The 25,521-nt window shown below is 61.2% G+C and carries 22 protein-coding genes; 11 read left to right on the top strand and 11 right to left on the bottom strand.

The window, feature by feature from the left end:
• Nucleotides 1-131: 131 nt before the first annotated feature.
• The 4 genes from dnaA to gyrB are packed head-to-tail and all read left to right on the top strand — an operon-like array spanning nucleotide 132 to nucleotide 6,349.
• A complete protein-coding gene (gene dnaA / locus QBK88_RS06390; RefSeq protein ID WP_277961392.1) occupies nucleotides 132-1,658 on the top strand; it encodes a chromosomal replication initiator protein DnaA in 1,527 nt (508 codons plus the stop codon).
• Between the two features lie 42 nt (nucleotides 1,659-1,700).
• The gene (gene dnaN, locus QBK88_RS06385) at nucleotides 1,701-2,804 is read left to right on the top strand and encodes a DNA polymerase III subunit beta (protein ID WP_277961391.1); all 1,104 of its coding nucleotides are present in this window, start codon (nucleotides 1,701-1,703) and stop codon (nucleotides 2,802-2,804) included.
• 19 nt (nucleotides 2,805-2,823) lie between these two features.
• Entirely contained in the window at nucleotides 2,824-3,927 is a 1,104-nt protein-coding gene (gene recF, locus QBK88_RS06380; RefSeq protein WP_268146801.1) for a DNA replication/repair protein RecF, read from the top strand.
• 4 nt (nucleotides 3,928-3,931) lie between these two features.
• Nucleotides 3,932-6,349: a DNA topoisomerase (ATP-hydrolyzing) subunit B gene (gyrB, locus tag QBK88_RS06375; RefSeq protein WP_277961390.1), complete on the top strand. Its 2,418-nt coding sequence runs from the start codon at nucleotides 3,932-3,934 to the stop codon at nucleotides 6,347-6,349.
• 95 nt (nucleotides 6,350-6,444) lie between these two features.
• On the opposite strand, the gene QBK88_RS06370 is transcribed toward gyrB, so the two are convergent.
• On the bottom strand, nucleotides 6,445-7,365 hold the full coding sequence (locus tag QBK88_RS06370; protein ID WP_277961389.1) for a LysR substrate-binding domain-containing protein: 921 nt from the start codon (nucleotides 7,363-7,365) through the stop codon (nucleotides 6,445-6,447).
• A 163-nt stretch (nucleotides 7,366-7,528) separates the two neighbouring features.
• On the opposite strand from QBK88_RS06370, the gene QBK88_RS06365 reads away from it, so the two are divergent.
• Entirely contained in the window at nucleotides 7,529-8,425 is an 897-nt protein-coding gene (locus QBK88_RS06365) for a TauD/TfdA family dioxygenase (RefSeq protein ID WP_277961388.1), read from the top strand.
• Entirely contained in the window at nucleotides 8,422-9,021 is a 600-nt protein-coding gene (locus tag QBK88_RS06360) for a LysE family transporter (RefSeq protein WP_277961387.1), read from the top strand. The genes QBK88_RS06365 and QBK88_RS06360 overlap by 4 nt, the downstream gene beginning before the upstream one ends.
• 3 nt (nucleotides 9,022-9,024) lie before the next feature.
• On the opposite strand, the gene QBK88_RS06355 is transcribed toward QBK88_RS06360, so the two are convergent.
• On the bottom strand, nucleotides 9,025-9,912 hold the full coding sequence (locus tag QBK88_RS06355) for a LysR family transcriptional regulator (protein ID WP_277961386.1): 888 nt from the start codon (nucleotides 9,910-9,912) through the stop codon (nucleotides 9,025-9,027).
• Between the two features lie 135 nt (nucleotides 9,913-10,047).
• Between QBK88_RS06355 and QBK88_RS06350 the strand changes: the two genes are divergently transcribed.
• Nucleotides 10,048-11,697, top strand: a complete 1,650-nt coding sequence (locus QBK88_RS06350; protein WP_277961385.1) for a GMC family oxidoreductase — start codon at nucleotides 10,048-10,050, stop codon at nucleotides 11,695-11,697.
• A gap of 97 nt (nucleotides 11,698-11,794) precedes the next feature.
• Entirely contained in the window at nucleotides 11,795-13,417 is a 1,623-nt protein-coding gene (locus tag QBK88_RS06345; RefSeq protein ID WP_277961384.1) for an MFS transporter, read from the top strand.
• 255 nt (nucleotides 13,418-13,672) lie between these two features.
• On the opposite strand, the gene QBK88_RS06340 is transcribed toward QBK88_RS06345, so the two are convergent.
• From QBK88_RS06340 to glyQ, 4 genes are all read right to left on the bottom strand, one after another.
• Entirely contained in the window at nucleotides 13,673-14,461 is a 789-nt protein-coding gene (locus QBK88_RS06340) for a lysophospholipid acyltransferase family protein (protein WP_277961383.1), read from the bottom strand.
• A 98-nt stretch (nucleotides 14,462-14,559) separates the two neighbouring features.
• Nucleotides 14,560-15,093, bottom strand: a complete 534-nt coding sequence (gene gmhB / locus QBK88_RS06335; protein ID WP_268146734.1) for a D-glycero-beta-D-manno-heptose 1,7-bisphosphate 7-phosphatase — start codon at nucleotides 15,091-15,093, stop codon at nucleotides 14,560-14,562.
• Between the two features lie 3 nt (nucleotides 15,094-15,096).
• Nucleotides 15,097-17,151: a glycine--tRNA ligase subunit beta gene (glyS, locus tag QBK88_RS06330; RefSeq protein ID WP_277961382.1), complete on the bottom strand. Its 2,055-nt coding sequence runs from the start codon at nucleotides 17,149-17,151 to the stop codon at nucleotides 15,097-15,099.
• On the bottom strand, nucleotides 17,148-18,095 hold the full coding sequence (gene glyQ, locus QBK88_RS06325; RefSeq protein ID WP_008367129.1) for a glycine--tRNA ligase subunit alpha: 948 nt from the start codon (nucleotides 18,093-18,095) through the stop codon (nucleotides 17,148-17,150). Before glyQ ends, glyS begins: the two co-directional genes overlap by 4 nt.
• 82 nt (nucleotides 18,096-18,177) lie before the next feature.
• On the opposite strand from glyQ, the gene QBK88_RS06320 reads away from it, so the two are divergent.
• Together QBK88_RS06320 and QBK88_RS06315 are read left to right on the top strand one after the other, a co-directional pair.
• Nucleotides 18,178-18,729 (top strand): DNA-3-methyladenine glycosylase I, encoded by a 552-nt coding sequence (locus QBK88_RS06320; RefSeq protein ID WP_277961381.1) that lies wholly within the window; start codon nucleotides 18,178-18,180, stop codon nucleotides 18,727-18,729.
• A gap of 37 nt (nucleotides 18,730-18,766) precedes the next feature.
• A complete protein-coding gene (locus QBK88_RS06315) occupies nucleotides 18,767-19,654 on the top strand; it encodes a lysophospholipid acyltransferase (protein WP_277961380.1) in 888 nt (295 codons plus the stop codon).
• A 110-nt stretch (nucleotides 19,655-19,764) separates the two neighbouring features.
• Here QBK88_RS06315 and QBK88_RS06310 read toward each other — a convergent pair whose 3' ends face one another.
• The 5 genes from QBK88_RS06310 to def are packed head-to-tail and all read right to left on the bottom strand — an operon-like array spanning nucleotide 19,765 to nucleotide 24,286.
• Nucleotides 19,765-20,055, bottom strand: a complete 291-nt coding sequence (locus QBK88_RS06310; RefSeq protein ID WP_268151260.1) for a tetratricopeptide repeat protein — start codon at nucleotides 20,053-20,055, stop codon at nucleotides 19,765-19,767.
• 33 nt (nucleotides 20,056-20,088) lie between these two features.
• Nucleotides 20,089-21,462, bottom strand: coding sequence for a Trk system potassium transporter TrkA (gene trkA / locus QBK88_RS06305; protein WP_268146722.1), 1,374 nt, complete (start codon nucleotides 21,460-21,462; stop codon nucleotides 20,089-20,091).
• 12 nt (nucleotides 21,463-21,474) lie between these two features.
• Entirely contained in the window at nucleotides 21,475-22,788 is a 1,314-nt protein-coding gene (rsmB, locus tag QBK88_RS06300; protein WP_277961379.1) for a 16S rRNA (cytosine(967)-C(5))-methyltransferase RsmB, read from the bottom strand.
• Nucleotides 22,785-23,723: a methionyl-tRNA formyltransferase gene (gene fmt / locus QBK88_RS06295; protein WP_277961378.1), complete on the bottom strand. Its 939-nt coding sequence runs from the start codon at nucleotides 23,721-23,723 to the stop codon at nucleotides 22,785-22,787. Before fmt ends, rsmB begins: the two co-directional genes overlap by 4 nt.
• Before the next feature lie 56 nt (nucleotides 23,724-23,779).
• The gene (gene def / locus QBK88_RS06290; protein WP_268146715.1) at nucleotides 23,780-24,286 is read right to left on the bottom strand and encodes a peptide deformylase; all 507 of its coding nucleotides are present in this window, start codon (nucleotides 24,284-24,286) and stop codon (nucleotides 23,780-23,782) included.
• A 148-nt stretch (nucleotides 24,287-24,434) separates the two neighbouring features.
• Here def and QBK88_RS06285 point away from each other — a divergent pair, with 148 nt between their 5' ends.
• Entirely contained in the window at nucleotides 24,435-25,460 is a 1,026-nt protein-coding gene (locus QBK88_RS06285; protein ID WP_277961377.1) for a LysM peptidoglycan-binding domain-containing protein, read from the top strand.
• Nucleotides 25,461-25,521 lie beyond the last annotated feature (61 nt).

Here is a 25,521-nt window from a genome sequence, read left to right as displayed (position 1 = left end):
TTATCCCTTTCAGAGGCATAACGTGCTGATTTGCCTTTATCTGCACAGCACCTACATGTGGATAAGTAGGCGCGTCGCCGGTACAATGGTCGCTGTTTTTGCCTCTCCGGCTTTCAACTCAGGGGATATCCGTGTCAGTGGAACTTTGGCAGCAGTGCGTGGAGCTTCTGCGCGATGAACTGCCTGCCCAGCAATTCAACACCTGGATCCGTCCGCTACAGGTCGAAGCCGAAGGCGACGAGTTGCGTGTATATGCGCCCAATCGCTTCGTACTGGACTGGGTCAATGAAAAGTACCTGGGGCGTCTGCTTGAACTCCTGGGTGAGCACGGCAGCGGAATCGCGCCTGCTCTTTCCTTATTGATAGGCAGCCGCCGCAGTTCGGCACCGCGTGCCGCGCCAAACGCCCCGCTGGCAGCTGCCGTGGCCGCGTCCCAGGCAGCCCAGCAGCAGGCCGCCGCGCCCACTGCCGCGCCAGCGAAGGAACCGGCTGCCCAGGCCGCCGCGCCTGCCGTGGCCGCCGAGGTCAGCGAAGAGCCTTCGCGTGACAGCTTCGACCCCATGGCCGGTGCCGCGTCCCAGCAGGCGCCGGCGCGTGCCGAACAGCGCAACGTGCAGGTGGAAGGTGCGCTCAAGCACACCAGCTACCTGAACCGGACGTTTACCTTCGAAAACTTCGTCGAAGGTAAATCTAACCAGCTGGCACGCGCGGCCGCCTGGCAGGTAGCAGACAACCCCAAGCATGGCTACAACCCGTTGTTCCTTTATGGCGGCGTGGGCCTGGGTAAAACTCACTTGATGCACGCTGTGGGTAACCACCTGCTCAAGAAGAACCCCAATGCGAAGGTTGTGTACCTGCACTCCGAGCGTTTCGTCGCCGACATGGTCAAGGCCCTGCAACTGAACGCCATCAACGAGTTCAAGCGTTTCTACCGGTCCGTGGACGCGCTGCTCATCGATGACATTCAGTTCTTTGCCCGCAAGGAGCGCTCTCAGGAAGAGTTTTTCCACACCTTCAACGCCTTGCTTGAAGGCGGCCAGCAGGTGATTCTCACCAGTGACCGCTACCCCAAGGAAATCGAAGGCCTGGAAGAGCGCCTCAAGTCGCGCTTTGGCTGGGGGCTGACGGTTGCCGTCGAGCCGCCGGAACTGGAAACCCGCGTTGCCATTCTGATGAAGAAGGCCGACCAGGCGAAGGTGGACCTGCCGCACGATGCAGCGTTCTTCATCGCCCAGCGAATCCGCTCCAACGTCCGCGAACTGGAAGGCGCGCTCAAGCGTGTGATCGCCCACTCGCACTTCATGGGCCGCGACATCACCATCGAGCTGATTCGCGAATCCTTGAAAGACTTGCTGGCGCTGCAGGATAAACTGGTCAGTGTGGATAACATCCAGCGTACGGTGGCCGAGTACTACAAGATCAAGATTTCCGATCTGCTGTCCAAGCGTCGCTCGCGTTCTGTCGCGCGCCCACGCCAGGTAGCCATGGCCCTGTCCAAGGAACTGACCAACCACAGCCTGCCGGAAATCGGCGATGTGTTCGGCGGCCGCGACCACACCACCGTGTTGCACGCCTGCCGCAAGATCAACGAACTCAAGGAATCCGACGCGGATATCCGCGAGGACTACAAGAACCTGCTGCGGACGCTGACCACGTGATAAATGTCAGCGCAGCTTCTTATTAAGGCAAGGGACTAGACCATGCATTTCACCATTCAACGCGAAGCCCTGTTGAAACCCCTGCAACTGGTCGCCGGCGTCGTCGAGCGCCGCCAGACCTTGCCGGTATTGTCCAACGTATTGCTGGTTGTCGAAGGCCAGCAACTGTCGCTTACCGGTACCGACCTGGAAGTGGAGCTGGTTGGCCGCGTGCAGTTGGAAGAGCCCGCCGAACAGGGCGAGATCACCGTGCCTGCGCGCAAGCTGATGGATATCTGCAAGAGCCTGCCCAACGATGCGCTCATCGACATCAAGGTCGACGAGCAGAAGTTGGTGGTCAAGGCCGGCCGCAGCCGCTTCACCCTGTCGACGCTGCCTGCCAATGACTTCCCGACCGTGGAAGAAGGCCCTGGCTCGCTGACCTGCAGCCTGGAACAAAGCCGGCTGCGCCGCCTGATCGAGCGCACCAGCTTCGCCATGGCCCAGCAGGATGTGCGTTACTACCTCAACGGCATGCTGCTGGAAGTATCCAATGGCCTGATGCGCGCCGTCGCCACCGACGGACACCGCCTGGCCATGTGCTCCATGAAGGCCGCCATCGAACACAGCGACCGTCACCAGGTGATCGTTCCGCGCAAGGGTATCCTTGAGCTGGCGCGGCTGCTGACCGAGCCTGACGGTACCGTGAGCATCGTCCTGGGCCAGCATCACATTCGCGCGACCACGGGTGAATTCACTTTCACTTCCAAGCTGGTGGACGGCAAGTTCCCGGACTACGAGCGTGTTCTGCCCAAAGGTGGCGACAAGGTTGTGCTGGGTGACCGTCAGGCCCTGCGTGAAGCATTCAGCCGTACCGCGATTCTCTCCAACGAGAAGTACCGTGGCATCCGTTTGCAACTGGCTGCTGGCCAGCTGAAGATCCAGGCCAACAACCCTGAGCAGGAGGAGGCGGAAGAAGAAGTGGGCGTGGACTACAACGGTGGTTCGCTGGAAATCGGCTTCAACGTCAGCTACCTGCTGGACGTGCTGGGTGTGATGACGACTGAGCAGGTTCGCCTGATCCTGTCTGATTCCAACAGCAGCGCCCTGGTGCAGGAATCCGACAACGACGACTCCGCTTATGTCGTCATGCCGATGCGCCTGTAACTTGCCCAGCAGACTCTAGATGTCCCTCAGTCGTGTCTCTGTCACCGCGGTGCGTAACTTGCACCCGGTGACCTTCTCCCCCTCCCCGCGAATCAACATCCTTTACGGCGCCAACGGCAGCGGAAAGACCAGCGTGCTGGAAGCTATCCACTTGCTCGGGCTGGCGCGGTCATTTCGCAGCACCCGCCTGTTGCCGGTCATCCAGTATGAGCAAGGTGCCTGCACCGTGTTCGGCCAGGTTGAGCTGAATGAAGGTGGCCATGCCGCGTTGGGTGTTTCACGTGAGCGCCAGGGCGATTTCACTATCCGCATTGATGGCCAGAATGCGCGCAGCGCGGCTCAACTGGCAGAAATCCTGCCGCTGCAACTGATCAACCCGGACAGCTTCCGCCTGCTGGAAGGCGCGCCCAAGATTCGTCGGCAGTTTCTGGACTGGGGCGTGTTCCACGTGGAACCGCGCTTCATGGGTACCTGGCAAAGACTGCAGAAGGCCCTGAAGCAGCGAAACTCGTGGCTTCGGCATGGTACACTGGACGCTGCTTCGCAAGCTGCATGGGACCGGGAGTTATGCCTGGCCAGTGCTGAAATTGATGAATACCGTCGGGCCTATATCAAGGCATTGAAACCGGTGTTTGAGCAGACCCTCAGTGAGCTCGTCGCGCTGGAAGGTTTGACCCTCAGTTACTATCGCGGCTGGGACAAGGAGCGAGACCTCTCAGAGGTACTTGGCACTTCCCTGCTTCGTGACCAACAAATGGGCCACACCCAGGCTGGACCGCAACGCGCTGATCTGCGGTTGCGACTGGGTGCCCACAACGCTGCGGATATTCTTTCCCGCGGCCAGCAAAAGTTGGTGGTGTGCGCCCTGCGTATTGCCCAGGGCCACCTCGTCAGCCAAGCACGGCGCGGTCAATGTATTTATCTTGTGGACGATTTGCCGTCAGAACTCGACGAGCAACACCGCCGCGCACTTTGTCGCTTGCTAGAAGAATTACGCTGCCAGGTGTTCATCACCTGTGTAGACCACGAATTATTGAGCGAAGGCTGGCAGACGGAAACGCCAGTCGCTTTGTTCCACGTGGAACAAGGGCGTATCACCCAGACCCACGACCATCGGGAGTGAAGGCATGAGCGAAAATCAAACGTACGATTCCTCCAGCATTAAAGTGCTGAAAGGGCTGGATGCCGTACGCAAACGTCCCGGTATGTACATTGGCGACACCGATGATGGTAGCGGTCTGCACCACATGGTGTTCGAGGTCGTCGACAACTCGATCGACGAAGCCTTGGCCGGCCACTGCGACGACATCACCGTCATTATCCACCCTGACGAATCCATCACCGTACGCGACAACGGTCGCGGTATCCCGGTTGATGTGCACAAAGAAGAAGGCGTTTCCGCGGCAGAGGTCATCATGACCGTGCTGCACGCTGGCGGTAAGTTCGACGATAACTCGTACAAGGTATCCGGCGGCCTGCACGGTGTAGGTGTATCCGTAGTGAACGCCCTTTCCGAGACGCTGATCCTGACTGTTCGCCGTAGCGGCAAAATCTGGGAACAGACTTACGTGCACGGCGTGCCGCAGGCTCCGATGAAGATCGTTGGCGAGAGCGAAACCACCGGTACCCAGATTCACTTCAAGCCCTCGGCCGAAACCTTCAAGAACATCCACTTCAGTTGGGACATCCTGGCCAAGCGTATTCGCGAGCTGTCGTTCCTGAACTCGGGTGTGGGCATCTACCTGAAGGATGAGCGTTCGGGCAAGGACGAGAGCTTCAAATACGAAGGCGGCCTGCGTGCGTTCGTCGAGTACCTGAACACTAACAAGACGCCGGTCAACCAGGTGTTCCATTTCAACGTTCAGCGCGATGATGGCGTGGGCGTCGAGATCGCCCTGCAGTGGAACGACAGCTTCAACGAGAACCTGTTGTGCTTCACCAACAACATTCCGCAGCGTGACGGTGGTACTCACCTGGTGGGTTTCCGCTCGGCCCTGACTCGCAACCTGAACAACTACATTGAACAGGAAGGTCTGGCCAAGAAGAACAAGGTAGCCACCACTGGCGATGACGCCCGTGAAGGCCTCACCGCGATCATCTCGGTAAAAGTGCCTGACCCCAAGTTCAGCTCGCAGACCAAGGACAAGCTGGTTTCGTCCGAAGTGAAGACTGCGGTCGAACAGGAAATGGGCAAATACTTCTCGGACTTCCTGCTGGAAAACCCGAACGAAGCCAAGGCGGTGGTCGGCAAGATGATCGACGCTGCCCGTGCCCGTGAAGCCGCACGCAAGGCCCGTGAGATGACCCGCCGCAAAGGCGCGCTGGACATCGCGGGCCTGCCAGGCAAACTGGCGGACTGCCAGGAGAAGGACCCTGCCCTCTCCGAACTGTACCTGGTGGAGGGTGACTCCGCAGGTGGTTCGGCCAAGCAAGGCCGCAACCGTCGTACCCAGGCGATCCTGCCGCTCAAGGGCAAGATCCTCAACGTCGAGAAAGCGCGCTTCGACAAGATGATCTCGTCCCAGGAAGTGGGCACGCTGATCACTGCGCTGGGCTGCGGTATCGGGCGCGAAGAGTACAACATCGACAAGCTGCGTTATCACAACATCATCATCATGACCGATGCTGACGTTGACGGTTCGCACATTCGTACCTTGTTGCTGACCTTCTTCTTCCGTCAATTGCCGGAGCTGATCGAGCGCGGTTACATCTACATCGCTCAGCCACCTCTGTACAAAGTGAAGAAGGGCAAGCAGGAGCAGTACATCAAGGACGACGAGGCCATGGAAGAATACATGACCCAGTCGGCCCTCGAAGATGCCAGCCTTCACCTGAACGACTCGGCCCCAGGCATTTCCGGCGAAGCGCTGGAGCGCCTGGTCAATGACTTCCGCATGGTGATGAAGACCCTCAAGCGCCTGTCGCGCCTGTACCCGCAAGAGCTCACCGAGCACTTCGTGTACCTGCCGGCAGTGTCGCTGGAGCAGCTGTCGGACCACGCTGGCATGCAAGCCTGGCTGGCCAAGTTCGACGCGCGCCTGCGCAACACCGAGAAGTCTGGCCTGGTCTACAAAGCCAGCCTGCGTGAAGACCGTGAACGCAACGTGTGGCTGCCGGAAGTGGAAATCACCTCCCACGGGCTTGCGAGCTACATCACCTTCAACCGCGACTTCTTCGGCAGCAACGATTACCGCACCGTCACCGCCTTGGGCGCGCAGTTGGCGACCCTGCTGGATGAAGGTGCCTACGTTCAGCGTGGCGAACGCAAGAAGCCGGTGGTCGAGTTCAAGGAAGCGCTCGAGTGGCTGATGACCGAGAGCACCAAGCGCCACACCATCCAGCGCTACAAAGGTCTGGGTGAGATGAACCCGGACCAACTGTGGGAAACCACCATGGACCCAACCGTGCGCCGCATGCTCAAGGTAACCATCGAAGACGCGATCGCAGCTGATCAGATCTTCAACACCTTGATGGGTGATGCGGTAGAGCCGCGCCGCGAGTTCATCGAGAACAACGCGTTGGCGGTATCGAACCTGGACTTCTGATTCAGGTGAACAATAAAAAGCCCCGGCCATGGCCGGGGCTTTTTATTGGGTGCTCGCTGACATCGCACCCTCCCCGTCAGGACGACAGGGCCGACTCAGTCCAGCATGAGGATGTCTGTTGCAGGAATGCCGGGTACGTTGGCCAGCAGGAAATCCCGTACCCGCTCCAACAGGTAATGCTCAGGGTTGCGCTGCGACCAGATCAGGTAATAGCTGTCCCCCGTGCGCACCGCCGTGCGAATCGGCAGCACGAGTGATCCATCCTTCAACTGCGTACCCACCAGCGCCAGGTCGCCAATGGAGACACCATGGCCTCCCGCGGCGGCGGTCATGCCCAGCTCCAGCGTGTCGAAGCGTTTGCCTTCGTTCCAGTCCACCGCATCACCCTCCCCTTGCCGTTCCAGCCACCGCCGCCAGTCGCGACAGTCCCGTGATGGGTGGATGAGTTCGGCTAGCGCCAGGTGTTCGATGCTCCAAGGTCCCTTGCCGTAGACCGACGGGGCGCAAACAGGTACCAGCCACTCATCGAACAGCTTGATGAAATTCCAATCCTTGGGGAAGTCGCCGTTGCTCAGCAACACCGCGCAGTCGAAGGGTTCATTGCGAAAGTCTACGGTGTCCAGGTCCATCCAGGCGCTCGTCAGCTGCACCCGGTCAGTGGCATTGGCAGCCTGGAAGCTTTCCAGTGCTTGCATCAGCCATCGCATGGTTACCGTGGATGGTGCTTTTACGCGCAAGGTACCCTTGGGCCGGCGGGCGGTGGCGCAGGCGTTTTCTATGGCGTTGAAGCTGCGTTCGAGCTCATGGGCCAGTAGCCGGCCGGTGTCGGTCAGGGCCAGCTTGGGGCCCTTGCGTTCGAACAGCGGGGCGCCCAAATGGTCTTCCAGCGTCTTCACGTGACGGCTTACTGCACTTTGAGTAATGCACAGGTTTTGCGCAGCCACAGTGAACGATCCATAGCGCGCCGCAACTTCAAAGGCTCGTAGGGCATACAGCGGAGGAAGCCGCGAGGTCATGACACTTTCCTTAACCATGATTTTTGCTCATGCAACCCGAACACTTTATCCGTTTTTCAACGTTATGCCCGTACCCATACTCTGATCTGCTCCAAGGTATGCCCCACCCACTTCAGGAGAAAGGAGGTGACCTGGACTGCCAATGGATCAAGAGAACGAAGACATGCCAAACACCAACATTGATGAGCTGCTGGCCGCAAGCATAAACAGTGGGGGATTGAGTCAGGAACAGATCGCGCAAATCCTGCACTTCAGAATCTTCGGCAACAGGTCCGGTTTCCTGCACTTGCAAGGCCTGCCAATCGGCCACATCCCTGCTACCCCTACCAGCCGCGAAGCGCTTGCCAAACCAGACGATGCCAGCGAAAAGTGTCTCCTGCAAGCAACCGCGTTGCTGGGCCAGGCCATTGGATATCCACAGGAGTCCAATGGCGCCATCATCAACAATTTCTTTCCCCACCAGGCCCAGTCCAAGGCAGCAAGCTCGGACAGCTACGACACCGAACTGGACCTGCACACCGAGAACGCCTTTCACGCGGTATTACCCGATTACTTGCTGCTTCTGTGCCTGCGCCAAGACCCCCTGGGTGAGGCAATTACCTACGTGACGTCCATCGACGCGATGCTCGAACACTTGTCCAACGATGACGTGGCTTACTTCTTTAACCAAAAGTACAACTTCCTCTCGGACTATAGCGCCACCTCCAAGAATTGCCGGTTGGATATCAACAAGCATCAGTCAGTACTGTACGGCGACCCCGATTCGCCCTATTTCCGTTTCGACCCTCAGTTCATGGTCGCGCCCGCGCCCCAAGCCCAGGCCATGCTGAACCATCTCAACAACATTGCGTGGGCGGTCAAACAACCAGTGAAGTTATCCACTGGCGACCTGCTGGTCATCGACAACCGCAAGACGGCCCACGCGCGCAGCCCCTTCACCGCCCTGCTCGACGGCAGCGACCGCTGGATTCAGCGTACCTTCGCCATCACCGGGCAGCACTACTACACCGAAATGCTGGGCAAGAACCAGCGTGTCTATGACCTGGTAGCTGAACTATGAGCACAACCTATCTCTCCTTTGCCCTGGCCGTATTGTTATTGATCGCTTCGCCAGGGCCTATCGTCGCCATGGTAGTTGCCGACGCGCGCCGAGCCTGGCCGGCGTGGACCATCGCTGGCGGCGTGGTCTCGGCTCAGGTGTTGCTGGTCTGCGCTCTGGTGGCTATCTACACCACGTTGCACATCAACGCCGCAGTGCTCAACTGGGGCCAGATCCTGGGGGGGGTCTATTTGGCATGGCTGGGGGGGAATGCACTGGTGAACGCTTCGTCCGAGTCGGCGCAGTCGGGGAGTGGTCGTTACGGTTTCTGGAAAACCATGGGGGTTGGACTATCAAACCCCAAGGACATTTTGTTCTTCCTGGCCTTCCTGCCCGGCTTCATCTCGCCCCACGAGCCATTTACTGTGCAGGCCATGGTGCTGATCCTGATCTGGGCGGCCATCGACATTTCCATCCTCATTGCCTACAGCCTGTTATCACGCCGCCTGGACCGGTACCGCCGGGTTCGCCGCCTGCTCGATGCCGCCCCTGGCATCGTTCTGCTGGCGCTGGGCCTGCTGTCATTTTCGTTGGGCGTCTTCCGCGTATTCCAGTGAGCATCATGGCCGAAGCAGTCGTGCCTGCTCATCCGTGCACAACTGCAACAGATAGTCCCATACCACCCGCAACCGGACTGACTTGTGCAGTTCGCGGCGTGTGCTCATCCAGTAGCTGCGCTGGATGGTTTCCCCGGGGAGTAGCCTGACCAGCTCGGGGTCGTCGGCGGCCATGTAATTGGGGAGCACGGCGATCCCCAGCCCGGCCTTGGCCGCTTGCTGCTGGGCGATCACGCTGGTGCTGCGAAACACCACGTTGGGGGCTCTGCAAAAGCTGTTCAGGAACAGCAGTTCCTGGCTGAACAACAGGTCGTCCACATAACCGATCCACGCATGAGCGGCCAGGTCATCGCGGCCGTTTAGCGCCGGTGAGCGTTTCAGGTACGCGGGGCTTGCATAAAGCGCCAGGCGGTAGTCGGTAAGCTTGCGGGTTATCAACAGGTCGGCAGCAGGCCGGTCCAGGTGAATACTGATCTCGGCCTCGCGGTTGAGGATACTGACGAAGCGCGGCACCGCTACCAACTCCACTTCCAGCCCCGGGTAGCGAGCGAACAAGCCGCCCAACCGTGAGGTCAGGAACATGATGCCGATTCCTTCGGTGACCCCGAGGCGAATCTTGCCCAGCGGCATCATGGGTTGGGTCATTTCCTCTTGCGCCAACAGCGCCACGTTCTCCATGGCCTCGGCGTGCTTGAGCAGCGCCTGGCCTGCCGGGGTCAGTTCGTAACCCTGTGCGTGCTGCACGAACAGCGCGTTGCCCAGACTGTGCTCGATGGACTCGATATGACGCGCCACCGTGCTGTGGGTGGTGTTGAGCCGCTTCGCGGCGGTGAGCAGGCGCCCGCTGCGATGCAGTTCGAGGAAAAAGCGCAGGTCATTCCAGTCGAACATCGGGTGTCCTTGTGAACAGGTCAAACGCCTATTGTTCAAAAACGCACAGCCGGTGGGCGAAAACGGGTGTTTTCATCTCGAAGCTAATCAATACCATGAGGTAAGACAAGAAGAAAAAACGGCGCGAGGTTCCCCATGCCATCAGCTCCACGCACATTCGACTACGTGATAGTCGGTGCCGGCCCCGCAGGTTGCCTGCTGGCCAATCGACTTTCTGCCAACCCCGATGTCTCGGTCCTGCTGGTTGAAGCCGGTGGCCAGGACAACTACCCCTGGATTCACATTCCTGTGGGCTACCTGTTCTGCATTGGTAACCCTCGCACCGACTGGTGTTTCAAGACTGAAGCGCAACCAGGCCTCAAAGGTCGCGCACTGAGTTACCCGCGGGGCAAGGTGCTGGGTGGCTGTTCTTCCATCAATGGCATGATCTACATGCGCGGGCAGGCGGCCGATTACGACGGCTGGGCGGCTCAAGGCAATTCAGGCTGGGGCTGGAAAGACGTGTTGCCGCTGTTCCGCCAGAGTGAGAACCACTATGCCGGCGATTCTGCAGCCCATGGCGGCAAAGGCGAGTGGCGTGTCGAGCTGCAGCGCTACCGTTGGCCGATCCTGGATGCGTTTCGCAGTGCCGCGTCCCAATGTGGTGTCGAGAGCGTGGATGACTTCAATACTGGGGATAACCAGGGCTGTGGATACTTTCAGGTCAATCAGCGCTCCGGTATCCGCTGGAATTCGGCCAAGGCGTTTCTGCGCCCAGTTCTGAAGCGTCCGAATCTTACTGTGTTGAGCGGCGTGCAAGTGGACCGCCTGGTTGTGGATAACGCCAGAGCCACGGCTGTTCACGCCCGTCATGAAGGTCGCGATGAGTTATTCACAGCCCGCCAGGAAATTGTGCTGTGCGCCGGCGCCATTGGCTCGCCCGGTATTCTGCAGCGGTCGGGCATTGGCCCTCGACCGCTGTTGGAGCGCCTGGGGATAACGGTTCTGCATGAATTGCCGGGTGTGGGCGGTAACTTGCAGGACCATTTGCAGTTGCGGCTTATCTACAAGGTCAACAATACCCGTACCCTCAACCAGGTCGCCAACAGCTTATGGGGAAAAATGGGCATGGGCCTGCGCTACCTGTACGACCGCAGCGGGCCTCTGGCCATGGCGCCGAGCCAGTTGGGGGCGTTCATCAAGTCTGATCCGCAGCAGCCCAGTGCCAACCTCGAATACCACGTGCAGCCCTTGTCGTTGGAGCGTTTCGGTGAACCCCTGCATGGCTTCCCGGCGTTCACCGCGTCTGTCTGCAACCTGCGCCCCAAAAGTCGTGGGCGTGTGGATATCCGCTCATCCAACCCTGACGACGCCCCGATCATCGACCCCAATTACCTCAGCGACCCGGAAGACTTGCGGGTAGCCGCCCAGGCCATTCGGCTGACCCGACGAATTGTCGAGGCCCCTGCCCTGCGTGTGTTCAGCCCCGAGGAATACCTGCCCGGTGCCGCGCTGGTGAGTGAAGCGCAGTTGCACGAAGCGGCAAGTGCCATCGGTACGACTATATTTCACCCAGTGGGTACCTGTCGGATGGGCAGTGGCCCCCAGGACGTGGTCGACGCCACCCTGCGTGTGCATGGCATCGAAGGCTTGCGCGTAGTGGATGCCTCGATCATGCCCGAGATCGTGTCGGGCAATACCTGCACGCCGACGTTGATGATCGCTGAAAAGGCTGCGCAGATGATCCTGCAAGGCACCCCCCGGCTGGAGGAAAAGAATCGGCAACAGGCGCTGCCCGTCACTTGACGGGCCGTGAACGGCGATGGTCGCGGCAGTCAGCGGCCATCGGCAGTGGACAACAACAATAATCACTGTGCCCCTAGGGCCTGAAGGACATAGACACATGGCGGACTACATCCAGCAACAGGGTGCCGGCATTACGCCGACCACCGCGAGCGAAGACCGGAAAATCATTTTTGCCTCATCCCTGGGGACGGTTTTCGAGTGGTACGACTTTTTCCTCTATGGCGCCCTGGCGGCGGTGATCAGCAAGCAATTTTTTGCCGGGGTCAATGAAACCACCGCGTTCATCTTCGCCCTGATGGCTTTTGCCGCTGGCTTCCTGGTGCGGCCCTTCGGTGCCTTGGTGTTCGGCCGTCTGGGTGACATGATCGGCCGCAAGTACACCTTCCTCATGACCATTGTGCTGATGGGCCTGTCCACGTTCGCGGTGGGCCTGCTGCCGACTTACGGCACCATTGGCATCGCGGCCCCCGTTACGCTGGTGTGCCTGCGTATGCTCCAGGGGCTGGCGCTGGGCGGTGAATACGGTGGCGCCGCCACTTACGTGGCCGAACACGCACCGGCTGACAAACGCGGCCTGCACACTGGCTGGATTCAGTCCACGGCCACCCTGGGGCTGCTGTTGTCATTGCTGGTGGTGCTGGTATGTCGTTACCTCACCGGCGACGCCTTCGAGACCTGGGGCTGGCGCCTGCCGTTCCTGCTGTCGATTGTGCTGTTGATCGTCTCGACCTGGATTCGCATGAGCCTGCATGAGTCGCCTACCTTCGCCCGCATGAAGGCTGAGGGCAAGACCAGCAAGTCGCCGATCAAGGAGTCTTTCGGATCGTGGCAGAACCTGAAGATCGTGTTGATCGCCTTGTTCAGCATCAACGCTGGCCAGGCCGTGACGTTCTACTGCGCCCAGTTCTACGTACTGTTCTTCATGACCCAGATGCTCAAGATGGACCCTGCGCAGGCCAACAGCCTGCTGATCGTCAGCGTGATTATCGGGGCGCCTTTCTTTGTTATCTGTGGCTGGCTATCGGACCGTATCGGCCGCAAGCCAATTCTCATGGTTGGGTTACTGCTCGCCACCCTGTTCTACTTCCCGCTGTTCAAGGGCCTGAGCCATTACGCCAACCCGCAGATCGACCAGGCCAGCCGTCAGGCGCCGATCACCGTGTTGGCTGACCCGGCCGGTTGCACCTTCCAGTTCGACCCGGTGGGCAAGGCACGGTTCGACAGCCCCTGCGACAAGGTCAAGACCTTCCTGGTGAAAGCGGGTGTGCCCTATACCTCCGCTGGCGCCGACCCCGCCAACGCTGTAGTGGTGACGATTGGCGACAAGCGTATAGCGGGTTACGACGAGGGGGCCTTGCGCGCGGCTATCACCACGGCAGGCTACCCGGCGAAAGCCGACCCGAGCCTGGTGAACCAACCCATGGTCGTGCTGTTGATCGTGGCGATGATCCTGATCGCCACCATGACCTACGGGCCGCTGGCCGCGGTGATGGTAGAGTTGTTCCCTACGCGGATTCGCTATACCTCGCTGTCACTGCCTTACCACATCGGTAATGGCTGGTTTGGTGGGTTTCTGCCGACGGTATCGTTCGCCCTAGTGGTGTACACCGGCGATATTTTCTATGGCCTGTGGTACCCGGTGCTCGTGACTGGGGTGAGTTTGGTGGTTGGCCTGCTGTGCCTCAAGGAAACCCGCGGCGTCGACCTTGATCACGTATAGGGCCCACGCGTCGTGCCTGACACACCGCAGCGTCCCCTTCCCGACCTGGCGCCCGGTCCTGCAGGTCGTTTCTGCGTAGCCAGGGTTTCTTTGCGCGTATAAAAAAACCGGCAATCAGAGCCGGTTTTTTTATACGTCGAAAAACTTATGCACGTTTACCATGAAGCCATAGCGTGTAGAAATAAGCTTCTAAATTAACTAGTTACGAGCGTTTTTGGAAAATTCCAGAAATACTGTACACAAGTTATCCACAGATCAGCCAACTACCGGCGTCTCTTCAACTTCAGGTTTTTCCGGCAACGAACCCAGCGCACGCTGGGTCTGCTCGTTCCACGCCGCCACCCGGTCGTTCAGTTCGGCGATGGCTCGCGGCCCGGTGCCATTGGCGTACATCGGTTCGCCAATCACCACCTCGATGGTACCCGCACGTTTGCCCCAGCCTTCCTTCGGCCAGAACTTGCCAGCGTTGTGGGCGACGGGCAGCACGGGTAGCTCGGCGTTGACCGCCAGGGCCGCGCCGCTGCGCGAGAACTTGCCGATCTTGCCAAACGGCACGCGGGTGCCTTCCGGGAAAATCAGCACCCAGACGTTGTCCTTGAGCAGCTCGTCGCCTTTGCTGGCCACGACCTTCAGGGCTGCCTTGGGGTTTTCACGGTCAATGGCGATAGGCCGCAGCATGGCCATCGCCCAGCCGAAGAATGGCACGTACAGCAGTTCGCGCTTGAGCACCTGGCTCAAGGGCTGGAAATAGGCAGAGAGGAAAAAGGTTTCCCATGTGCTCTGGTGGTTGGAAACGATCACGCAACGGCGTTCCGGCACGTTTTCGGCGCCAGTCACCTTTACCTGGATGTTGAGAATGCTGCGGGTCAGCAGAATCGCAAAACGGCACCAGTACACGTTGATGAAACGGTAACGGGCCGGGAAAGACAGGAAAGGAGCAACGAAGAAGCTCAGGGTGCACCACAGCAGTGAGCTGGTGCCCAGCAACAAGTAGAAGACGAAAATTCTGATCGCCTGCAGTGTCGACATAGCGGCTTGTACCATTGCGGGCGAACCCGCCTGTTGAAAGCGCGCGCCTGAATCGACCCAACCGCGCCGGCCACCAGTGACGGCACGGCATGGCTCAAGGATTCAGAGGCGCCCTAGGTGTGGATAAGTGCTCTGGCTACAGCAGCCAGATCATCGAAAATCAACGTCCCCTCGGGCAAAGCCTTCGCCAGAGTCTTCGGGCCTTTCCCGGTTTTCACCAGAACTGGCTGAGAGTCGACGGCCAGCGCAGCCTCCAGGTCACCCATACTATCGCCAACGAACCACAACCCGGCCAAGTCGGCCTGGTAGTGAGCCGCGATGGCCTTGAGCATGCCGGGACGTGGCTTGCGACAGTCGCAGCCAGCATCCGGGCCATGGGGACAATAGACGATCAGCCCGACTTCGCCACCCTGCTCGGCCACCAGCGTGCGCAAGCGCGCATGCATGGCGTCCAGGGTAGCCAGGTCATAGTAACCGCGAGCGATGCCCGACTGGTTGGTTGCCACGGCAACCGTCCAGCCGGCCTTGCTCAACTGCGCGATGGCATCGATGGACCCGGGGATCGGAATCCATTCCTGCACCGACTTGATGTAAGCGTCGGAGTCTTCATTGATGACCCCGTCGCGGTCCAGTATCACCAGCTTCAAGGCTTACCCCAGCAACGAGATGTCGGCGACGCCCAGGAACAACCCACGCAGGCGCGACAGCAAGGCGTAGCGGTTGGCACGGACCTTGGGGTCTTCGGCGTTGACCATCACGGCCTCGAAAAACGCATCCACCGGTTCGCGCAGGGCGGCCAGGCGGGCGAGCGATTCGCGGTACTGACGGTTGGCCGCCATCGGGTGCACAGCCTGGTCGGCCTGCTGGATGGCCGAGTACAGCGAGAACTCGTTGGCGTTGTCGAAGTACTTGGGTTCCACGGTAGTGGCAACCGAGCCTTCAGCCTTGCTCAGCAGGTTCGATACACGCTTGTTCACCGCGGCCAGGGCGGCGGCTTCCGGGAGCTTGCGGAAAGCCTGAACAGCCTGCACGCGCTGGTCGAAATCCAGTGCCGAACCCGGCTTCAGGGCACGTACCGACAGGTAGGTGGCGACGTCGGTGCCTTCGTCTTCGTAGCGCGCGCGCAGGCGGTCGAAGATGAACTCCAGCACTTGCTCGGCGAGACCGGCGGCCTTGACGTTGGCTCCGAATGCGGACACGGCGAACGCCACGGCCGTGGTCAGGTCCAGGTCCAGCTGCTTGTCGATCAGGATGCGCAGGATACCCAGTGCCGCGCGACGCAGTGCGTAGGGGTCCTTGCTACCGGTGGGCAGCATGCCGATGCCGAAGATACCCACCAGGGTGTCCAGCTTGTCGGCGATCGCCACGGCCGCACCGGTCAGGGTGGTTGGCAGCTCGGCGCCGGCGCCGCGAGGCATGTACTGTTCGTTCAGCGCCAGGGCGACATCGTCCGGCTCACCGTCGTTGAGCGCGTAGTAGTAACCGGCGACACCTTGCATCTCCGGGAACTCGCCGACCATCTCGGTGGCCAGGTCGCATTTGGACAGCAGGCCGGCACGGGCGGCACGCTGGGCGTCGCCGCCGATCAGCGGGGCGATGTAGGCCGCCAGCCTGGAAACACGCACGGCCTTGTCGTAGACGCTGCCCAGCTGAGCCTGGAATACCACGTTCTTGAGGCGCTCGTTGAAGCTTTCCAGCGGCTGCTTCTTGTCCTGCTTGAAGAAGAACTCGGCGTCGGTCAGGCGCGGACGCACGACTTTCTCGTTGCCCAGCACGATCTGGCTCGGGTCCTTGCTCTCGACGTTGGCCACGGTGATGAAGCGCGGCAACAGCTTGCCGTCCACATCCAGCAGGCAGAAGTACTTCTGGTTGTCCTGCATGGTGGTGATCAGGGCTTCCTGCGGCACTTCCAGGAAGCGCTCTTCGAAAGAGCACACCAGCGGCACTGGCCACTCCACCAGCGCGGCAACCTCTTCCAGCAAGGCCGGCGGCACGATGGCGGTGCCTTCCTGCTGCATGGCCAGCTCGGCGGTGCGCTTGCTGATGATGTCGCGACGCTCGTTGCCGTCGGCCAGCACGTAAGCCTTGCGCAGGTCTTCGGCGTAGTTGGCCGGCGAAGTGATGCGCACGTCTTCAGGGTGGTGGAAGCGGTGGCCACGCGAATCGCGGCCGGCCTTCTGGGCCAGGATGGTGCAATCCACCACCTGGTCACCCAGCAGCATCACCAGCCACTGGGTCGGGCGGACGAATTCTTCCTTGCGCGCACCCCAGCGCATGCGCTTGGGAATCGGCAGGTCGTTGAGCGAGTCTTCGACGATGGTCGGCAGCAGGCTGGCGGTCGGCTTGCCGATGATGCGCTGGCTGAAGCGCAGCTTCGGGCCGCTCTGGTCGATTTCGGCCAGGTCCACGCCGCACTTCTTGGCAAAGCCCAGGGCTGCCTGGGTAGGGTTGCCTTCAGCGTCGAAGGCCGCCTGGCGTGGCGGGCCATCGAGGTTGATGCTGCGATCGGGCTGCTGGGTGTCCAGGCCGCTGATCAGCACGGCCAGGCGGCGCGGGGCCGCGTAGTAGCGCTTGGCGGTGTAGTTCAGGCCGGCGGCTTGCAGGCCCTTCTCGATACCGCTCAGGAAGGCTTCGCCCAGGCTGTTCAGGGCCTTGGGTGGCAGCTCTTCGGTGCCCAGTTCAACCAGGAAATCTTGAGCACTCATTGTGCAGCCTCCAGCTTAGCCAACACTTCATCACGCAGATCAGGGGACGCCATGGGGAAGCCCAGCTTGGCGCGAGCTTGCAGGTAGCTCTGGGCCACGGCACGGGCCAAGGTACGCACGCGCAGAATGTATTGCTGGCGGGCGGTTACCGAGATGGCGCGGCGCGCGTCGAGCAGGTTGAAGGTGTGCGATGCCTTGAGGACCATTTCATAGGTCGGCAGCGGCAGCTCCAGCTCGATCAGGCGGTTGGCTTCGCTTTCGTAGAAGTCGAACAGTTCGAACAGCTTCTCGACGTTGGCGTGCTCGAAGTTGTAGGTCGACTGTTCCACTTCGTTCTGGTGGAACACATCGCCATAGGTGACCTTGCCGAACGGGCCGTCGGTCCAGACCAGGTCGTAGACCGAGTCCACGCCCTGCAGGTACATGGCCAGGCGCTCCAGGCCATAGGTGATTTCACCGGTGACCGGGTAGCACTCGATGCCGCCCACTTGCTGGAAGTAGGTGAATTGGGTGACTTCCATGCCGTTCAGCCAGATTTCCCAGCCCAGGCCCCAGGCGCCCAGGGTCGGCGATTCCCAGTTGTCTTCGACGAAGCGGATATCGTGGACCAGCGGGTCCAGGCCGATATGCTTAAGCGAGCCCAGGTACAGCTCCTGGAAGTTTTCCGGGTTAGGCTTCAGCACCACCTGGAACTGGTAGTAGTGCTGCAGGCGGTTGGGGTTCTCTCCGTAGCGGCCGTCACCAGGGCGGCGGCTTGGCTGCACGTAGGCGGCGTTCCAGGTTTCCGGGCCGACGGCGCGCAGGAACGTGGCGGTATGGAAAGTGCCGGCGCCTACTTCCATATCGTAGGGCTGAAGCACCACACAACCTTGCTCGGCCCAGTATTGCTGGAGCGCGAGGATCAAGTCTTGGAAGGTACGCACGGCTGGCGTAGGCTGGCTCACGAAATTCACCTGTTTCTAGGGCTGCGAATATAAAGAGCGGGAGTATACCCCGATTCGCCCTGACCTCTACCCTTGGAGCCTTATGCCACGCTGCTTTTGGTGCACGGACGAGCCGATCTACCAGGCTTATCACGACGAGGAATGGGGGGTTGAGCTACGTGACCCCGCTCGTCTTTTCGAATTGCTGTTGCTGGAAGGCTGCCAGGCCGGGTTGTCGTGGATCACCGTGCTGAAGAAGCGTGAACACTACCGCAAGGTGATGCTCGGCTTTGACCCAGAGCGGTTGGCGCGCATGACCGATGAGGAAGTGGAAGAGCGCATGCTCGACCCGGGCATTATCCGTAACCGCCTGAAGATCAAGGCCGCGCGGCAGAACGCCCAGGCATGGCTCAAGCTTGAAGACCCGGCCGCCTTCCTCTGGTCGTTCGTCGGCGGTACGCCGAAAATCAACCATTTTCCCGACCGCAGCCATATCCCCACCCAGACGCCAGAGGCCGAAGCCATGAGCAAGGCGCTGAAGAAGGCCGGCTTCACGTTCGTTGGCCCTACCATCTGTTACGCCTTCATGCAGGCCTCGGGCATGGTCATGGACCATACCCGGGATTGTGATCGCTACGCCGCTTTGGCCCGCTGACGGTTACAATGGCGGCTTGCTGAAAAAGGAGTGGTCTGTGGATAAGTTCAAAGGCGCCCTGATGGTCGGGGCCCTGCGGTTGTTTGCCTTGCTGCCATGGCGTGCGGTTGAAGCAGTGGGCGCGGCCATCGGCTGGTTGACCTGGAAACTGCCGAACCGCTCGCGCGAGGTAGTGCGCGTCAACCTGGCCAAATGTTTTCCCGAGCTGGACCCGGTGGCGCACGAGCGCCTGGTGGGCCAGAGCATGATGGACATCGGCAAGAGCCTGACCGAAAGCGCCTGCGCGTGGATCTGGCCCGCCGAGAAATCACTCAAGCTGGTGCGTGAAGTGCAGGGCCTGGAAGTGCTGGAACAGGCGCTGGCATCGGGCAAGGGCGTGGTGGGTATCACCAGCCACCTGGGTAACTGGGAGGTGCTGAACCACTTCTATTGCATGCAGTGCAAACCGATCATTTTCTACCGCCCGCCCAAGCTCAAGGCGGTGGATGAGCTGTTGCAGAAGCAGCGCGTGCAACTGGGCAACCGCGTGGCGGCGTCCACCAAGGAAGGCATCCTCAGTGTCATCAAGGAAGTGCGCAAGGGCGGCCAGGTAGGTATTCCGGCCGATCCGGAGCCGGCCGAGTCGGCAGGTCTGTTCGTGCCGTTCCTCGGTACCCAGGCACTGACCAGCAAGTTCGTGCCCAACATGCTGGCCGGTGGCAAGGCGGTGGGCGTGTTCCTGCATGCCCTGCGGCTGCCGGACGGTTCGGGGTTCAAGGTGATTCTGGAAGCGGCGCCCGAGGCCATGTACAGCACCGATACCGAGACCTCGGTGGCGGCGATGAGCGAAGTCATCGCCAAATATGTACGGGCTTACCCCAGCCAATACATGTGGAGCATGAAGCGCTTCAAGAAGCGCCCAGCTGGCGAGGATCGCTGGTACTAAGGGCCCCCCCTGTGGGACCGGGCGAAGCTCGGGAAGAAAGCACCGCGGTCTAACAAACAGACCGCGGTGGTCCTTTCCCGAGCTTCGCCCGGTCCCACAGGGGGAGGGTGTTAAGCGGTGCGATCCAGCTTTTTCAGGAACACGGTCATTTCCTTCTCGGCCTGTTTGTCGCCATGGGCCTGCGCCGCCGTTATCCCCTGCTGCCACGCCGCCCTGGCGCCCGCCGCATCACCCTGCCCCTGCAACGCTTTTCCCAACAGCTTCCACGCCGCCGAATACTTGGGGTCTTGTTCCACGCAACGGGCCAGGTGCTGCGCCGCCTTGGCAGGCTCGCCCAGATCCAGGTAACCCTTGCCCAGCCCAAAGCGCAGCAGTGCGTTATCCACACCCTTGGCCAGCATCTTTTCCAATGAATCGAGCACGCGGCATTCCTTCTAGAAAAACGTCAGGCCTACGTGGAACAGCTTCTCCACGTCACGAATGTACTTTTTATCCACAACAAACAGGATCACGTGGTCCCCCGCCTCGATGACGGTTGTACCCCGGGCGATGATCACTTCCTCGTCGCGGATGATGGCGCCAATGGTAGTACCGGAGGGCAAGGCAATGTTTTCCACAGCCCTGCCCACTACCTTGCTGGAGCGAGCGTCGCCGTGGGCCACGGCTTCGATCGCTTCGGCGGCGCCCCGGCGCAGGGAGTGCACACTGACGATGTCACCACGACGCACGTGGGCCAGCAGCGTGCCGATGGTGGCCAACTGTGGGCTGATGGCGATATCGATCTCACCGCCCTGAACCAGGTCCACGTAGGCCGGGTTGTTGATGATGGTCATCACCTTGCGTGCGCCCAGGCGCTTGGCCAGCAGCGACGACATGATATTGGCCTCGTCATCGTTGGTCAGGGCCAGGAAGATGTCGGCCTGGGCGATGTTCTCTTCCACCATCAGGTCGCGGTCCGAGGCGCTACCTTGCAGGATCACCGTGCTGTTGAGGGTGTCGGACAGGTGCCGGCAGCGCGCCGGGCTCATCTCGATGATCTTCACCTGATAGCGGCTTTCGATGGCCTCGGCCAGGCGCTCGCCAATCTGCCCACCCCCGGCGATCACCACGCGCTTGTTGCGCTCGTCCACGCCCCGCAGTTCGCCCATTACCGCGCGAATGTCCTGCTTGGCGGCGATGAAGAACACCTCGTCATCGGCCTCCACCACGGTGTCACCGCGCGGGAGAATAGCGCGGTCACGGCGGAAGATAGCCGCCACGCGGGTCTCGACGTTAGGCATGTGCTCGCGAATCTGGCGCAGTTGCTGGCCCACCAGGGGGCCGCCGTAGAAGGCTTTCACTGCCACCAATTGCGCTTTGCCGCCGGCGAAGTCGATCACTTGCAAGGCGCCGGGTATTTCGATCAGGCGCTTGATGTAATGGGTCACCACCTGCTCGGGGCTGATCAGCACATCCACCGGAATGGCTTCATTGGCGAACAGCGCGTCGCGGGTCAGGTAGGCGGCCGAGCGCACCCGGGCGATCTTGGTGGGCGTGTGGTACAGGGTGTGCGCCACCTGGCAGGCGACCATGTTGGTCTCGTCGCTGTTGGTCACTGCCACCAGCATGTCGGCATCTTCGGCGCCGGCCTTGAGCAGCACCGTGGGGAACGAGGCGTGGCCCTGCACGGTGCGGATGTCCAGGCGGTCACCCAGGCTGCGCAGGCGCTCGCCATCGGTGTCTACCACGGTGATGTCGTTGGCCTCGCCGGCCAGATGTTCGGCCAGGGTGCCGCCGACCTGGCCGGCACCCAGGATGATGATCTTCATCCGTTACTCCTGTCAGCTCGGGCGGTGCGCCGCGATCTTGATCAGCTTGGCATAGTAGAAGCCATCGTGGCCGCCTTCCTGCGCCAGCAGCTGGCGGCCGTGGGGCTGCTTGATGCCGGCCGCGGTGGCCAGGTCCAGCTCGCGAGCGCCGGGGGTGCGGGCCAGGAAAGCCTCGATCACCTCGGTGTTTTCGGTGGGCAGGGTCGAGCACGTGGCATAGAGCAGCACGCCCCCCACTTCCAGGGTGGGCCACAGTGCGTCCAGCAGCTCGCCCTGGAGGCTGGCCAGGGCCTGAATGTCATCGGGCTGTCGGGTCAGCTTGATGTCGGGGTGGCGCCGGATCACGCCGGTGGCCGAGCATGGTGCGTCCAGGAGGATGCGCTGGAAGCCTTGGCCGTCCCACCATTCGCCGGTGTTGCGGGCGTCACAGGCGATGAGCTGGGCGTCGAGCTTGAGGCGGTCCAGATTTTCGCGAACCCGTACCAGGCGTTTGGCCTCAAGGTCGATGGCCACCACGCCCTTGAGCGCAGGCTCGGCTTCCAGCAGGTGGCAGGTCTTGCCGCCTGGGGCGCAACAGGCATCAAGCACGCGTTGGCCGGGGGCCAGGTCGAGCAGGTCGGCGGCCAGTTGCGCGGCTTCGTCCTGCACGCTGACCCAGCCATCGGCGAAGCCAGGCAGGTCACGCACGTCACAGGCCTGTTCCAGCACGATACCGTCCTGGCTGAAGGTGCAGGCACTGGCAGCTACGCCGGCCTGGGCCAGCAATTGCAGGTAGGCGTCGGGACGGTGATGGCGGCGGTTGACCCGCAGAATCATCGGCGGGTGGGCGTTGTTGGCCGCGCAGATGGCTTCCCATTGCTCTGGCCAGAAGGCTTTCAACGACTTCTGCAGCCAGCGCGGGTGGGCGGTGCGCACCACGGGGTCGCGCTCCATCTCTGCCAGCAGCTCGGCGCTGTCGCGTTGGGCGCGGCGCAACACGGCGTTGAGCAAGCCCTTTGCCCAGGGTTTCTTCAGCTTGTCGGCACAGCCCACGGTTTCGCCAATGGCCGCGTGGGCGGGTACACGGGTGTAGAGCAACTGGTATAGGCCGACCAACAGCAGCGCCTCGACATCGGCGTCAGCGGCCTTGAATGGTTTCTGCAGCAGTTTTTCCGCCAGTGCCGACAGGCGCGGCTGCCAGCGGGCAGTGCCAAACGCCAGGTCCTGGGTGAAGCCGCGGTCGCGGGCTTCTACCTTGTCCAGTTGCAGGGGCAGCGAACTGTTGAGCGAGGCCTTGCCGGTCAGAACAGCAGCCAGGGCACGGGCAGCGGCGAGACGCGGGTTCATTGGCCCAGCACCGTGCCGACGGCGAATTTCTCGCGGCGGCTATTGAACAGGTCGCTGAAGTTCAGCGGCTTGCCGCCCGGCAGTTGCAGGCGGGTCAGGCACAGGGCGTGTTCGCCGCACGCCACGACCAGGCCCTCCTTGCTGGCGGCCAGGATGGTGCCGGGCGCGCCCTGCCCGTCGGCCACCTGGGCTGCCAGCACCTTCACGGCTTCGCCGTTCAAGGTGCTATGGCAGATGGGCCAGGGGTAGAAAGCACGCACCAGGCGCTCCAGCTCGTTGGCCGGGCGGGCCCAGTCGATGCGCGCCTCATCCTTGTTGAGCTTGTGGGCGTAGTTGGCCAGGGTGTCATCCTGTACCTCGCCCGGCAGCGTGCCGGCGGCCAGGCCGGCAATGGCCTCGACGACCGCGGGTGGGCCCATCTCGGCCAGGCGGTCATGCAGGCTGCCGCCAGTATCGCGGGTGCTGATCGGGGTGCTGACCTTGAGCAGCATCGGCCCGGTGTCCAGGCCGGCCTCCATGCGCATGACAGTGACGCCGCTCTCGGCATCACCGGCTTGCACGGCGCGCTGGATCGGCGCTGCACCGCGCCAGCGCGGCAGCAGTGAGGCATGGCTGTTGATGCAACCCAGGCGCGGGATATCCAGCACTGCCTGGGGCAGGATCAGGCCGTAGGCCACCACCACCATCAGGTCAGGTTTGAGCGCGGCCAGTTCAGCCTGGGCATCTTCGTTGCGCAAGGTGGGCGGTTGCAGCACGGTAATGCCATGCTCCAGCGCCAGCTGCTTGACCGGGCTGGGCATCAGCTTCTGGCCACGGCCGGCCGGGCGGTCTGGCTGGGTGTAGGCGGCCACCACTTCATAGGGGCTGGCCAGCAGGGCCTTGAGGTGTTCGGCGGCGAATTCGGGCGTGCCCGCGAAGACAATGCGCATGCTCATGGTTTACTCGCTGGAAAAGAAAAAGGCTTGCCGTGGCAAGCCTTTGGGAGGGTGGGTCAAGCTTGCTGGCGGTGGGCTTTTTCCAGCTTCTTCTTGATCCGGTCGCGTTTGAGGTTGGACAGGTAGTCAACGAAGAGCTTGCCATTGAGGTGGTCGCATTCGTGCTGGATGCACACGGCGAGCAGGCCTTCGGCGATCAGCTCGTAGGGCTTGCCGTCACGGTCCAGGGCCTTGACCTTGACGCGCTGTGGGCGGTCGACGTTCTCGTAGAAACCGGGTACCGACAGGCAGCCTTCCTGGTACTGGCCCATTTCGTCGGTCAGCGATTCGAACTCGGGGTTGATGAACACCCGTGGCTCGCTGCGATCTTCGCTCAGGTCCATGACCACGATGCGCTTGTGCACGTTGACCTGCGTGGCGGCCAAGCCGATGCCAGGCGCCTCGTACATGGTTTCAAACATGTCATCGATCAACTGGCGAACTTCGTCATCCACCACGGCCACAGGCTTGGCGATGGTGCGCAGACGCGAGTCTGGAAATTCGAGGATGTTTAAAATAGCCATATGCGTATTTGCTGCACTGTGAGGTAAAGTCAAAGGTAGCAGCCGCTGCAAGGTGTCGGGGGCGGGCTGCCTGTCAAACGTTCTCCCAGGGAGAAAGGCCATTTCGGCTGCGTTTCACGTGAACGCACATAATAAAGGGATTCACGGCATGAGGAAATCACTACTCGCCCTGCTGCTCATGGCGTGCGCCGGCCTGGCCAACGCCGATGTGCAGCTCAAGGATGGTTATCCACAGCGCTACACTGTGGTTCAGGGCGACACACTTTGGGACATTTCCGCCAAGTTTCTGCGTCAACCCTGGCAATGGCCACAGATCTGGCACGCCAACCCCCAGATCGCCAACCCGGACCTGATCTACCCCGGCGACTCCCTGGTACTGAGTTACGTCAATGGCCAGCCGCAGCTGATGCTGGAGCGTGGCGGATCCCGTGGCACCATCAAATTGTCACCGCGTATTCGCAGTACACCGGTGGCCGAGGCCATTCCCAGCATTCCGCTGCAATCGATCAACAGCTTCCTGCTGAGCAACCGAATCCTGGACACCACCCAGGCGTTCCAGAGCGCCCCGTATATTGTCGCCGGCCAGGGAGAGCGGGTAGTCAGTGGCATGGGCGACCGCATCTATGCCCGCGGCGCGTTCGACCCGGCACACGCCGCCTATGGCATCTTCCGGCAAGGCAAGGTCTATACCGACCCGGTCACCAAGGAAGTACTGGGGGTAAACGCCGACAACATGGGCGGCGGTGAAGTGGTGGCTACCGAGGGTGATATCGCTACCCTCAACCTGCAGCGTTCCAGCGAGGAGGTGCGTCTGGGCGACCGCCTGTTCGTCAGTGAGGAACGGCCGGTCAATTCCACCTTTTTCCCCAGCGCGCCGAGCAACCCGGTCAGCGGCACCATCATTGATGTGCCACGAGGTGTTACACAGATCGGCAAGTACGACGTGGTCACCCTGGACCGTGGCAGCCGCGACGGGCTCAAGGAGGGCAATGTTCTCGAGATCTACAAGACCGGGGAAACCGTCCGCGATCGGATAACCGGCGAGCAGGTAAAGATCCCCGACGAACGGGCGGGATTGTTGATGGTGTTCCGCACCTACACAAAGCTGAGCTATGGTTTAGTGCTCAACGCCAACCGCTCCCTGGCGGTCATGGACAAGGTGAAAAATCCTTGAAACACGGGGAAGTTGTCAAACAGTTACCAACAGAGTTATCCACAGCTTTTTCCCAGTGATG

Origin of the sequence: Pseudomonas sp. RIT-To-2 (assembly GCF_029623465.1) — a bacterium.
In the GTDB taxonomy this organism is placed as follows: domain Bacteria; phylum Pseudomonadota; class Gammaproteobacteria; order Pseudomonadales; family Pseudomonadaceae; genus Aquipseudomonas; species Aquipseudomonas silvicola.
Note: the sequence above shows the minus strand (reverse complement) of the source record. Positions and strands in the feature narration are given on the sequence as shown.

Excerpts from the sequence above, each read along its gene's own strand:
- QBK88_RS06370 (WP_277961389.1), bottom strand. The coding sequence starts at position 7,365 with ATGACCTCGCGGCTTCCTCCGCTGTATGCCCTACGAGCCTTTGAAGTT.
- glyS (WP_277961382.1), bottom strand. The coding sequence starts at position 17,151 with ATGAGTGCTCAAGATTTCCTGGTTGAACTGGGCACCGAAGAGCTGCCA.
- gyrB (WP_277961390.1), top strand. The coding sequence starts at position 3,932 with ATGAGCGAAAATCAAACGTACGATTCCTCCAGCATTAAAGTGCTGAAA.
- fmt (WP_277961378.1), bottom strand. The coding sequence starts at position 23,723 with ATGAGCATGCGCATTGTCTTCGCGGGCACGCCCGAATTCGCCGCCGAA.
- QBK88_RS06365 (WP_277961388.1), top strand. The coding sequence starts at position 7,529 with ATGCCAAACACCAACATTGATGAGCTGCTGGCCGCAAGCATAAACAGT.
- rsmB (WP_277961379.1), bottom strand. The coding sequence starts at position 22,788 with ATGAACCCGCGTCTCGCCGCTGCCCGTGCCCTGGCTGCTGTTCTGACC.
- QBK88_RS06350 (WP_277961385.1), top strand. The coding sequence starts at position 10,048 with ATGCCATCAGCTCCACGCACATTCGACTACGTGATAGTCGGTGCCGGC.
- dnaN (WP_277961391.1), top strand. The coding sequence starts at position 1,701 with ATGCATTTCACCATTCAACGCGAAGCCCTGTTGAAACCCCTGCAACTG.
- trkA (WP_268146722.1), bottom strand. The coding sequence starts at position 21,462 with ATGAAGATCATCATCCTGGGTGCCGGCCAGGTCGGCGGCACCCTGGCC.
- def (WP_268146715.1), bottom strand. The coding sequence starts at position 24,286 with ATGGCTATTTTAAACATCCTCGAATTTCCAGACTCGCGTCTGCGCACC.
- QBK88_RS06345 (WP_277961384.1), top strand. The coding sequence starts at position 11,795 with ATGGCGGACTACATCCAGCAACAGGGTGCCGGCATTACGCCGACCACC.
- QBK88_RS06355 (WP_277961386.1), bottom strand. The coding sequence starts at position 9,912 with ATGTTCGACTGGAATGACCTGCGCTTTTTCCTCGAACTGCATCGCAGC.
- QBK88_RS06285 (WP_277961377.1), top strand. The coding sequence starts at position 24,435 with ATGAGGAAATCACTACTCGCCCTGCTGCTCATGGCGTGCGCCGGCCTG.
- QBK88_RS06340 (WP_277961383.1), bottom strand. The coding sequence starts at position 14,461 with ATGGTACAAGCCGCTATGTCGACACTGCAGGCGATCAGAATTTTCGTC.
- recF (WP_268146801.1), top strand. The coding sequence starts at position 2,824 with ATGTCCCTCAGTCGTGTCTCTGTCACCGCGGTGCGTAACTTGCACCCG.
- QBK88_RS06360 (WP_277961387.1), top strand. The coding sequence starts at position 8,422 with ATGAGCACAACCTATCTCTCCTTTGCCCTGGCCGTATTGTTATTGATC.
- QBK88_RS06310 (WP_268151260.1), bottom strand. The coding sequence starts at position 20,055 with ATGCTGGCCAAGGGTGTGGATAACGCACTGCTGCGCTTTGGGCTGGGC.
- QBK88_RS06320 (WP_277961381.1), top strand. The coding sequence starts at position 18,178 with ATGCCACGCTGCTTTTGGTGCACGGACGAGCCGATCTACCAGGCTTAT.